At 69.6% G+C, this 10,957-nt stretch carries 9 protein-coding genes; 1 reads left to right on the top strand and 8 read right to left on the bottom strand.

From position 1 onward, the window contains the following. Nucleotides 1-148: 148 nt before the first annotated feature. The 5 genes from ACZ5K7_RS03310 to ACZ5K7_RS03330 form a co-directional block, all read right to left on the bottom strand. On the bottom strand, nt 149-2,236 hold the full coding sequence (locus tag ACZ5K7_RS03310) for a hypothetical protein (protein ID WP_468910878.1): 2,088 nt from the start codon (nt 2,234-2,236) through the stop codon (nt 149-151). 183 nt (nt 2,237-2,419) lie between these two features. Further along, nucleotides 2,420-3,919: a D-ribitol-5-phosphate cytidylyltransferase gene (locus ACZ5K7_RS03315; protein WP_468909887.1), complete on the bottom strand. Its 1,500-nt coding sequence runs from the start codon at nt 3,917-3,919 to the stop codon at nt 2,420-2,422. Between the two features lie 291 nt (nt 3,920-4,210). Beyond that, complete coding sequence (locus tag ACZ5K7_RS03320; protein ID WP_468909890.1) at nt 4,211-5,425, bottom strand: hypothetical protein; 1,215 nt, start codon at nt 5,423-5,425, stop codon at nt 4,211-4,213. A gap of 156 nt (nt 5,426-5,581) precedes the next feature. Continuing rightward, entirely contained in the window at nt 5,582-7,132 is a 1,551-nt protein-coding gene (locus ACZ5K7_RS03325; protein ID WP_468909892.1) for an alkaline phosphatase D family protein, read from the bottom strand. A gap of 182 nt (nt 7,133-7,314) precedes the next feature. Then, nucleotides 7,315-7,785, bottom strand: coding sequence for a LysR substrate-binding domain-containing protein (locus ACZ5K7_RS03330; protein WP_468910880.1), 471 nt, complete (start codon nt 7,783-7,785; stop codon nt 7,315-7,317). Between ACZ5K7_RS03330 and ACZ5K7_RS03335 the strand changes: the two genes are divergently transcribed. Further along, on the top strand, nt 7,699-8,418 hold the full coding sequence (locus tag ACZ5K7_RS03335) for an NmrA family NAD(P)-binding protein (protein ID WP_468909895.1): 720 nt from the start codon (nt 7,699-7,701) through the stop codon (nt 8,416-8,418). The genes ACZ5K7_RS03330 and ACZ5K7_RS03335 overlap by 87 nt on opposite strands. A gap of 34 nt (nt 8,419-8,452) precedes the next feature. Here the strand turns inward: ACZ5K7_RS03335 and obgE are convergent, their stop codons facing one another. The 3 genes from obgE to rplU form a co-directional block, all read right to left on the bottom strand. After that, nucleotides 8,453-9,895, bottom strand: a complete 1,443-nt coding sequence (gene obgE, locus ACZ5K7_RS03340; RefSeq protein WP_351691171.1) for a GTPase ObgE — start codon at nt 9,893-9,895, stop codon at nt 8,453-8,455. Between the two features lie 158 nt (nt 9,896-10,053). Continuing rightward, nucleotides 10,054-10,308 (bottom strand): 50S ribosomal protein L27, encoded by a 255-nt coding sequence (gene rpmA / locus ACZ5K7_RS03345; protein ID WP_030779398.1) that lies wholly within the window; start codon nt 10,306-10,308, stop codon nt 10,054-10,056. Between the two features lie 14 nt (nt 10,309-10,322). Continuing rightward, on the bottom strand, nt 10,323-10,643 hold the full coding sequence (gene rplU / locus ACZ5K7_RS03350) for a 50S ribosomal protein L21 (RefSeq protein WP_030217740.1): 321 nt from the start codon (nt 10,641-10,643) through the stop codon (nt 10,323-10,325). Nucleotides 10,644-10,957: the final 314 nt, after the last annotated feature.

Genomic DNA, 10,957 nt, shown 5'->3' on the forward strand with positions numbered 1-10,957 from the left:
CCAGTGGAAACTCGGGAGTTACGAGAAGAGGGAAGGAAGGGAGGGCAGAGCTGGGGGGAAGAAACCGAGGCGCATGGAAAAGAAGAGGGGGCTCGGTCCCGGGAGAACTTCCCGGGACCGAGCCCCCTCGGCGTCGTGATGCGAGCGGTCAGCCGGCGATGGTGCCCTCGGCCTCGCCGGCGGCCTTCAGCGGGTCTCCGGGCAGCAACTCGGCGAGTTCTGCCGCCTCGGGGTCACCGGCCGCGATCCGGGCCTCCTGGCCCAGGTTGCGGACCTCGGCCTTGCGGGCGAGCGCGGCGACCGCGGCGTTGAACTGCTCGCTGGAGGTCGGCTCGTCCGGTCCCAGCAGATACCGCTTGAGCTCGTCCCGGTCCACGGCCAGCGGATCGGCCGACGGATCGCGTACTGCGTCCAGCAGGGTGTCCAGTTCCTTGGCGCTGTTGGAGAGGATCACGGCGGCGCGTACGGCGGTGTTCGCCCGCTTGAACTCCTCCACGCCGACTTCGGCGGAGTCGGTGACGGCGTACGGCTTGCCGCTCGCGATGAAGTCGGAGACGACGCTGGAGATGTCGGAGACCATCGCGTCGGAGACGTTGAAGCAGTCGTACAGGCGTGGTTCGGCCCCGGTGACGACCCGGTGCTCGTGGTCGGGGAAGGAACGCCAGTGGGCGTCGTTCCACTCGGCGCGCAGCCGGGCGATCTCCTCGTGCTTCTTCACGTCGACGACGTCGTCCCGGCTGGCTTCGGCCTCGTCGCGCTTCTCGCCGCCGGTGCCGGTCAGCTCGGCCAGGCGGGTCTCGATACGGGTCAGCTCGGCCCGCGCCGCTGTCTGGGCGGCCGTCTCGCCCGCGAAACGGGGGTCGGCGGCCCGCTGGGCGGCGGCCTTCTCGACGAGGGCGATGACGCGCCGGTGGGCGGCGCCGGCCTCGGCGCTGACGGTGCCGGTGAAGGGGTGCGGCTTGTAGAGGACGCGGACCGGCGGGTCGGCCTTGACCAGCTTCTTCACGATGTTCTCGCCGGCGAGCACGAGGGAGGTGTTGCCGGGGTTGCCGTCCCAGCCCTCCCAGGTGGGCGCGTAGAGGACGGTGGGGCAGCGTCCCTCGGCGGCGGGGGCGCCCGGCGCGCTCTGGATGGGGGCCAGCTGCGGGCGGCCGACCTCGACGATGTCGTCGTCGCGGACACCGACGTCGGCGATGGCGTAGCGGTCGCGGCCCGCGCGGCCGGCGGTCCACACCTCGTCGTAGACCTTGCTGAACGGGTTGACGCTGGCCAGCTTGTCGCTGTCGCCGTGGCCGATGAAGACGTGCTTCATGGTGGGAACGCGCAGCAGGTGGATGTTCTTGCCGACGTTGGCCGCGTAGAGGGCGACACGGACCGTGGAGAGGTCCAGGTTCATCAGGTGCACACCGCCGGGCACACAGATGACGGGGGCGGTGGTCGGGGCCAGGTTCTGCAGGATGACCCGCTCGCGCAGCAGGACCAGCGGGCGGGAGTCCAGCTGTTCCATGGTCTCCAGCCACATGTTGACCTGGTAGGCGGAGTCCTTGGAGCCGGAGAAGTACAGCACGGTCTCGGGCTTGTAGCGGCCCAGCCAGTCGTCGACGGCGGCCAGCACGGTGTCCGCGTTCGGCGGGGTCTTGCGGCCGCGTACGTACGGCATCAGCACCAGTACGTACCCGCAGCCGAGGGCGAGGGTGATTCCGATGCCGACGAAGCCGGCGACGGCGTTGTCCGTCATCGCCGAGACCAGCAGGCCCACGACGGCCACGAGGTCGAGGTGGAGCATCTTCTCGGCGGAGCGGTCGAGCAGGCCGCGCGGCGGGGCGTCCGGGATGCGGATGCGTGACTTCAGGTCGACGTTGCGGGTGGCGACCGGCATCCTGCGGCGGTTGCGGATCAGGGTGACCAGTGCGCCGTGCGGGGCCTGCAGGCCGTAGAAGGCGATGAAGCAGGCGATCGCGCCGTAGAAGATCAGGTCGTTCGACAGGGCCATCCGGGCCAGCAGCAGGATCAGCAGCAGCTGCCGGATCAGGAAGCGGATCGACAGCCCGGCCCGGACCTTGCTCAGGCGGTTGATGAGGTAACTGCCCTTGCGGTGCAGGTAGTGGTCCGCCAGGTACGTGACGGCGGCCGCGGCCGCGAAGGCGTAAACGCTCGGGACGAGCGCGGCGATCATGAGGACGGGGAAGCCCAGCATCATGAGTGCCGCCGCGGCCAGCTCGGCCGCGCTGCCCACCCGGGCGACGCGAATAGCGGTGGATATCACGGAGAACCTTTTGCTGACAAAAAGGCCGGAATTTGACCTTGCGGACGATCTGGGAGGTTGTCGATCGGGGATTTTTACGGTTCAGGCCCCTGTGATTGCTCCGCGAACGCGCAGCCACAGAGGCCTGAATTACAGATGACTAATGAAGGTCGATTATGCCACGTCGGCCTGTCGGTCCAGGACACTGGCCAGCGCCTGCTCGAAGCCGGTGGCGAGGCCCGCGGCGGCCGTCGGGTCCTGCTGGCGGACGTCGATGACATGGCCGGTGAGTTCGGACAGCAGCACGTCGAGGGAGGTGCGGGCGACGGCCTCGGAGGAGAGCAGCGAGCCCGTCGGCTCCTGGCCGAACGCCTTGGTGCGCATCGGGGTGGCGGTGCGCTCGGGGTTGACGCAGTTGACGCGGATGGCGTCGCCGGCCCACTCGTCGGACAGGGCCTGGGTGAGGTTCACCATGGCGGCCTTGGTCGAGGAGTAGAGGCTGTATTCGGCGCGGCCGCGGGTGTAGCTGCTGGAGGTGTAGAGCAGGAGCTGGCCGTTGGTCTCGGCGAGGTACTTGTAGCTGGAGCGGGCGATCTGCACCGGGGCCAGGTAGTTGACCTTCAGCGCCTCCTCGATGGTGGCGTTGTCGGTTTCGGCGAGCTTGCCGATGCGCAGCACGCCGGCCGTGTTGACGACGTAGTCGATCCGGCCGGTCTCGGCGTACGCCTTGGAGAGCGCGTCGTCGACCTCCTCCGGGTTCTCCACGTGGGTGCCGGTGGTGGAGCGGCCCAGCGCGTAGACGTTCGCGCCGTAGGACTCGGCGAGTTCGGCGATGTCCTTGCCGATGCCGTAGGAACCGCCGAAGATCACCGCGGTCTTGCCGGTGAGCAGTTCGCGGTAGGCGTCCTCGTCCTTCTGCTCGGGCGCGGCCGTGGAGCCGAGCTGGAAGAGCTTGTCGGCGATGAAGACGTCGACGGGCTGGGTGACCTTCATGTTGTACTCGTCGCCTGCGACCACGTGGATCGGGACGTCCGGCAGGTACTTGAGGACGACGGAGCAGTCGTCGGTGGCCTGGAAGTTGGGGTCGCCGTCGGCGACCTCGTAGGCCCGCTTGATCGTGGACAGCTTGAAGGCCTGCGGGGTCTGGCCGCGGCGCAGCCGGGAGCGGTCCGGGATCTCGGTGATGAACTCGCCGTCCTCGCCGTGCGTCCGCGTGACGATGATGGTGTCGGCGGACGGGATGGCGACGTCGACGGCCTGGTAGCGCTCCAGGGCGGTCACGCAGTCGTCGATGACGCGCCGCGACAGCAGGGGGCGTACGGCGTCGTGGAAGAGGACGTTGAGGTCCTCGCCCTCGGCCAGGCCCTCGCCGAGCGCCTCGATGGCACGCTCGGTGGTCTCGTTCCGCGTACTGCCACCCTCGATGATCTTCTTGACCTTCGTGAACCCGGCCTTGGCGACGATCTTCTCGACGTCCGCCACATAGCCCGGCGCCATCAGCACGATGATGTCGTCGATCGAGTCGGCCTTCTCGAAGGTGGTCAGGGTGTGCTCGATGACTGCCTTGCCGGCGATCTTCAGCAACTGCTTGGGGATCGACAGACCCACCCGCTGGCCGGTGCCACCGGCCAGGATGACTGCGGTGGTTCGGGGCTTGGCTATGTGCTGGGACACAGGTGACCTACCTTGGGGCATCAGGGAACTTGGAAATGGTCCCACTTCCGGTAACCGCAGTGCAAGGTGAGTGCCGCCCGCTGCATATGTGCCCGCAACCTTTCATTCACCTTGCATCGCTGGTGATGGGCGGCGCCCGTCGGATGCCCAAGGAAGTTCCGTGAATTTGCTGTGAGTAACTACACAGGACATTCCGATTGCTGTGCGTGACCACCTGGCACGTCTCAGCAGTACTAAGCCATGCCGCACGGACGGCTTAGCACAGCTAAGCCGTCCACGCGCAGGACCAGCTCAGCGCCGTCGCAGCCTCTTCAGGCATCGGTGCCCCAGTACCCGTACGAGTTCCTTCGACGACGTCTGGTGCACTGTGCGGGCCTTCGCCTCGGCGGTGTGACGTACCGGTGCCGCGGCCGCCGCGGCGAGGGCGCCGTAGAGGGCCTGGGCGGCGACCTCCGGTGCGATGCGGGCCTCGGCGGCGGCCGGGCCGGCGGCCGGTTCGCGCTGCTCGGGGATGGCGGAGAGCAGGGAGGCGTCGCCGATGACGCGGACGCCCATGGCGCCGATGCGTTCCACCATCTCGGCGCCGATGTGACCGGCGGCCTCGACGGCCCAGTCGGGGGTGGAGATCTTCACGTCCTCGGCGGTGGGGCTGCACGTGTTCTTCATATGCATGACGGCGCCGTTGCGGACGAGCTTGGAATAGAGCTCGTCGGGCAGTCCATTGCCGCGGAATTCCACGTTGAGCTTTCGCAGCATTTCGGTCTCGGCGAGGGTGAGGGAGCGGTTCGCCGCGTCCGGGACGGGCCGCAGGAGGTTTTCGGGCAGTCCGAGCAGCGCTTCGAAGGTGCGCAGCAGGCTGTCGCGGTCCCGGTCATCGGCCACGACGACGGTGATCCGGTCGGCGCCGACCGCGCGGATCCAGCGTTCGACGAGCCGGTCGTGCCGGTGCCGGCGCCAGAAGCTGGGGTTGGGCTTCTCGTAGGGGGCCTTGCGCAGCATGTGGTCCAGCCACTCCTCGTACCCCATGCGCAGCCCGTTCTGCACGTACTGCTGCCACTGCGAGGGCATGATCCGGGCGATCGGGCGCAGGGTGACGAGGACGTGGACGCGGTCGCCGCCGAGCTGCTCGACGATGCGGGCGACGGTTTCGTCGTCGGGGGCGTCGGCGAAGAACTCGCTGCTGATCACCGAGGTCCGGGATCCGGTGGCCTCGACCTGCTTGAGCAGCCGTGTCCAGTGCTTCTCGGTGGGCACGGTGTCGCCCATCATCGCGGGCCGGGCGCAGGCGGCGAGGGCGGCTTCCATGGGATGCCGGCTGGTCGCCGGGAACTCCACGCCGTGCTCGGGCAGCTTGTCCTTCGCGGCGAAGAGGGCGCCCTGGATGGCCGTGGTGCCGGTTTTGTGCGGGCCGATGTGCAGCAGGCGGGTGCCGGCGGGCAGGGCGGCAAGGGGACCGGTGGGGGCGTCGTCCACCGGGGCTTCGCTTCTCGTACAGTCCGTCTCCATGGTTAAGGGAAGGTAAGACGTTTACCTTAGGTTCACCTGAGAGAGGCCTGGGACACAGATGAGTCCCAGGCTCCCGTCACACAGACTTCACCGCCTGCGCGCCCGGTCCACGCGCCACGCGCCACTCATCGCTCATCGCTCGTCGCTCGTCGCTCGTCACACGACCTGTACGCCGGGTTCGTCCGCCTCGACGCGCAGGGCCGCGAAGGTGCTCGCGGTGGCCTGCGGTTTGACGACGGTGTCGACGATCCGTACGCGCGCGTCAATGCCGTCGCGGCGGATGTCGAAGAGGTGGTAGCCGCGGTGGGCGTCGATGACCTTCCAGTGCGGGTTGTCGGGCTTCAGCGGGTCGAACTGGGCGTGGAAGGCGGCCTGGTCCTGGTCGCCGTTGCTGGAGATGGAGGTGCCGACGAACTCGGCGCCGACCACGTCCGACGACGGGTCGGCGAAGTCCTGCTTCAGGTCGCTGATCATCGTGAGATGCCGGTCGCCGCTGAGCACGACGGGGTTGCGGATCGAGGCGAACTCGTCCAGCAGGGCGTTGCGCTCGACCTGGTAGCCGTCCCAGGCGTCGTAGTACCAGAGTTTTCCGTCGCCGGGCAGGATGTCGGTCTCGGCCATCATGATCTGCGAGGCGATCAGGTTCCAGCGGGCCGGTGAGCGGCGCAGGCCGTCGAGGAGCCACCCCTTCTGCTCGGCGCCGAGCATGGTGAGGGAGGGGTCCTCGGCGGCCGCCTGGCTGGTGACCTGGTCGCTGCGGAACTGCCGGGTGTCGAGGACGTTGAGCCGCGCGAGGCGGCCGAACTCCAGGCGGCGGTGCATCTGGATGTGCGGTCCGTCCGGGATCGCGGTGGCCCGGACGGGCATGTGCTCGTAGTAGGCCTGGAAGGCGGCGGTCAGCCGGGCGACGAACGCGTCGTGGGACTGCTTGTCGGGGTCCTGCGGGACCTGGCCGGCCCAGTCGTTGTCGACCTCGTGGTCGTCGAAGGTGACCACCCAGGGCGCGTTCGCGTGCATCGCGGCGAGGTCGGGGTCGCTGCGGTACTGGGCGTAGCGGTTGCGGTACTGCGCCAGGGTGTACGGCTCTCCGGTGCCCTCGTGGCGGCGGGGGCCGGCCGAGGACGGCGTGGACTCGTAGATGTAGTCGCCGACGAAGAGGACGACGTCGGGGTCCTGGGCGAGCATGTCGGCGTACGGGGTGAAGTAGCCGTGCTGCCAGTTCTGGCAGGAGGCCAGGGCCACGCGCAGGGAGCCGCCCCTGGCGTGCGGGTGGGGGGCGGTGCGGGTGCGGCCCGTCGGGGAGATCCGGCCGCCGGCGCGGAAGCGGTACCAGTAGGAGCGGTCGGGGTGCAGTCCTCGTACATCCACGTGAACGCTGTGCCCGTACTCGGGCCGGGCGTGGGCGGTGCCCCGGCGGACGGTCTTGCGGAAGCGTTCGTCCTCGGCGATCTCCCAGGCGACGGGGACGACGGCGTCGGGCATGCCGCCGCCGTGGAGGGGATCCGGGGCGAGTCGGGTCCAGAGCACGATGCCGTCGGGGAGCGGGTCGCCGGAGGCGACACCGAGGCTGAACACACCGTCGGGCAGCGGGGTTTCGGCCGCCTGTGCGGAGGCGGGCAGCCAGAGCTGGGCGGATGCGGCGGCTGTGAGGGCGGCGGCACCGGCGGTCAGAAAGCGGCGTCGGTCGGGCGATGGTGCTCCGGTCATGCGCGGACTCCCTTGCCACAGTGGCCTCTTGGACGGTCTGACCTTCGGAAGCTCCCACGGTCGGACGGTCCGTGCGCTGAACGAGAGCATTCGTGCGCATGACAACTAGGCAGACAACGGGCAACCCCGGCGTCAAAGGAACAGACCACTGACGCACCGCACTTGACGCTGCCTCAGCCGCATCAGCCGTGGGGCGGAGCGGCCTCCGTGCGAGCGACCTCCGTGCGAGCGACCTCCGTGCGAGCGACCTCCGTGCGAGCGGCCTCCATGGCGGCGGCCTCCGTGGAAGCGGTGACCGTGGGAGTCGTGACCGCCGCCAGCCGGTCGCGGAACCAGCGGTGGCCCGGGTCGGCCGAGTTGCGCGGGTGCCAGGCCATGCCGAAGTCGAGAGGGGCGAGGTCGAGCGGGATCGGGAAGGTGCGCAGGCCCAGCGCCTCGATGGTGTCGTCGAGCCAGTCGGCGACGGTGAGTGCGACGAGGTCGGTGGTGCGGGCGAGCAGCATCGCGCTGGTGTGGCTGGGGACGACGACGGCGATTCGGCGCTGGAGGCCGAGTCCGTCGAGGCCGTGGTCGACCGGGCCTGCGCGGACGCCGAGGCCGTCTTCTGGCTGGCGCCGGACGACGGGGACGCGCCGAGCACCGACGCCGCCTATGTCGACTTCACGCGTCCCGCGGCGCGGGCGTTCGCCCGGCACGGCGTCCGGCGGGTCGTCGCCGTCACGGCGCTGGGCCGTGGCACGCGGCTCGCGGAGCACGCCGGCGTGGTGACCTCGTCCCGGGCGATGTGCGACCTGATCGCCGCGTCCGGCGTGAACTTCCGGGCGGTGGCCTGCCCGTCGTTCATGCACAACCTGCTCAACCACGTCCGGTCGATCAGGGAACAGGGCGTGTTCGCCATGATGGCCGACCCGGATCTGAAGGCTCCGGCCGTGGCCGCCCGGGACATCGCCGCGACCGCCGTACGACTGCTGCTCGACGGCACCTGGACGAGGTCCGGCGAGGTCGCCTGCCTCGGTCCCGAGGATCTGTCGCCGAACGACATGGCCCGGATCGTCTCCGAGGTGCTCGGCACCGAGGTCGGCTACCGGCAGGTCACCGGCGCGGCGTTCAAGGAGCGCATGACCGGCTTCGGGATGAGCGAGGGGATGGCGCAGGGGCTGGTCGACATGTTCGAGGCGAAGAACAGGGGCCTGGACAACGCCGAGCCACGCACCGCCGGGTCGACGACGCCGACGACGTTCCGGCAGTGGTGCGAGGAGGTGCTCAAGCCGGCCGTGACGGGCTGAGCACCCCCCACGGCCGCCCGGGCCCCCGCTCCGGTCACTCCTTGAACGGGTCGAAGTCGCCGTACTCGCGCAGCGACTCGTCGCGCTCCGCCTCGCGGTCGCGGCGGCGCTGTACGGCGGGGCGCTGTTCCTCGAAGCGGTGGTCCTCGCCGCGGCGGCCGAGCATCTCGGCGCCGGACATCATGGTCGGCTCCCAGTCGAAGACGACGGCGTTGTCCTCGGGGCCGATGGCGACGCCGTCGCCGCTGCGGGCGCCCGCCTTCATCAGTTCCTGCTCCACACCGAGGCGGTTGAGGCGGTCGGCGAGGTAGCCGACGGCCTCGTCGTTGTTGAAGTCGGTCTGCCGGACCCAGCGTTCGGGCTTCTCGCCGCGCACCCGGAAGAGGCCGTCCTCCTCCTGGGTGACGGTGAAGCCGGCGTCGTCCACGGCCTTGGGCCGGATGACGATCCGGGTCGCCTCCTCCTTGGGCTTGGCGGCGCGGGACTGGGCGACCAGCTCGCCGAGCGCGAACGACAGCTCGCGCAGGCCGAGGTGGGCGACCGCCGACACCTCGAAGACGCGGTAGCCGCGGGCCTCCAGGTCGGGGCGGACCAGTTCGGCGAGGTCCTTGCCGTCGGGGATGTCGGTCTTGTTGAGGACGACGATCCGGGGCCGGTTGCCGAGGCCGCCGTACTGCCTGAGCTCCTCCTCGATGATGTCGAGGTCGGAGACGGGGTCGCGGTCGGACTCCAGGGTGGCGGTGTCCAGGACGTGGACGAGGACGCTGCACCGCTCGACGTGGCGCAGGAACTCCAGGCCGAGGCCCTTGCCCTGGCTGGCGCCGGGGATGAGTCCGGGGACGTCGGCGATGGTGTAGACGGTCGAACCGGCCGTCACCACGCCGAGGTTGGGGACCAGGGTGGTGAACGGGTAGTCGGCGATCTTCGGCTTGGCGGCCGACAGCACCGAGATCAGCGAGGACTTGCCGGCGCTGGGGTAGCCGACCAGGGCCACGTCGGCGACGGTCTTCAGCTCCAGGACGATGTCCCCGAGGTCGCCGGGCTCGCCGAGCAGGGCGAAGCCGGGGGCCTTGCGGCGGGCGCTGGCCAGGGCCGCGTTGCCGAGGCCGCCGCGGCCGCCCTGGGCGGCGATGTAGGAGGTGCCGTGGCCGACGAGGTCGGCGAGGACGTTGCCCGCCCCGTCCAGCACCACGGTGCCGTCGGGCACCGGCAGGACGAGATCCTGGCCGTCCTTGCCGGCCCGGTTGCCGCCCTCGCCGGGCTTGCCGTTGGTGGCCTTGCGGTGCGGGGAGTGGTGGTAGTCGAGGAGGGTCGTCACGGACTGGTCGACAGTCAGGATGATGTCGCCGCCACGGCCGCCGTTGCCGCCGTCGGGGCCGCCGAGCGGCTTGAACTTCTCCCGGTGTACGGAGGCACAGCCGTGGCCTCCGTTACCCGCGGCGACGTGCAGCTCGACGCGGTCCACGAAGGTGGTCATGGTGGGGTGCCTCCAGTTACTTACGGGGTGATACCTATGTCAACACGCGAAAGGCGGACCCGCCTTCCCGATCGGGAAGTGAGGTCCGCCTCGCGATACGTTCGGTCTGAGCCGTCCAGTCGGAAGGACTCGGAGCCGTCAGGTCAGAAGACCAGGGCTCAGGCGACCGGAACGATGTTCACGACCTTGCGGCCACGGTGGGTACCGAACTCCACCGCACCCGGCAGCAGCGCGAACAGCGTGTCGTCGCCGCCGCGGCCGACGCCGGCACCGGGGTGGAAGTGGGTGCCGCGCTGGCGGACCAGGATCTCGCCCGCGTTGACGACCTGACCGCCGAAGCGCTTCACGCCGAGGCGCTGAGCGTTGGAGTCACGACCGTTACGGGTGGACGATGCGCCCTTCTTGTGTGCCATCTCTCCTCAGTCCCTTACTTCGCAGCCGCGGGGATCTCAGTGACCTTGATCGCCGTGTACTGCTGGCGGTGGCCCTGGCGACGGCGGTAACCGGTCTTGTTCTTGTAGCGCAGAATGTCGATCTTCTGGCCCTTGTGGTGGTCCACGACCTCGGCCTGGACCTTGATGCCGGCCAGCACCCACGGGTCGCTGGTCACGGCCTCGCCGTCGACAACGAGCAGGGTCGAGAGCTCGACCGTGTCGCCAACCTTGGCAGTGGAAATCTTGTCAACCTCAACGATGTCGCCGACAGCAACCTTGTGCTGGCGACCACCGCTGCGCACGATGGCGTACACGCGGATCTCACTCTCTCGCTCGGAACCGGCACCCCCGCAGTCCAGCCGTCCGGCACGCGGGCGGCCTCTCCAGAACACCGTGTGCTCCGGAGGAAGAGGTTTACGGGGATGTGGCACGTCCTCATATTCATGGACACGCCGACGGTCAAGGTTACGGGGCGGTGGCCGAGGGGGTCAAACCAGGCCCCGGGGGTGTGGGACCGGTCACTCGGAACGGACCCCACGGAGTGCGGGACCGGCCACCCCGAACAGGCCCCACGAACTCCGGGACCGACCACCCGGAGCAGGCCCCACGCGCTGCGGGACCGGCCCAC

Source organism: Streptomyces sp. NPDC031497 (genome assembly GCF_055580905.1).

Bases quoted from the DNA above. Each gene is read 5' to 3' on its own strand.
- ACZ5K7_RS03320 (WP_468909890.1), bottom strand. From the start codon at position 5,425: ATGGAGACGGACTGTACGAGAAGCGAAGCCCCGGTGGACGACGCCCCC.
- rpmA (WP_030779398.1), bottom strand. From the start codon at position 10,308: ATGGCACACAAGAAGGGCGCATCGTCCACCCGTAACGGTCGTGACTCC.
- obgE (WP_351691171.1), bottom strand. From the start codon at position 9,895: ATGACCACCTTCGTGGACCGCGTCGAGCTGCACGTCGCCGCGGGTAAC.
- ACZ5K7_RS03325 (WP_468909892.1), bottom strand. From the start codon at position 7,132: ATGACCGGAGCACCATCGCCCGACCGACGCCGCTTTCTGACCGCCGGT.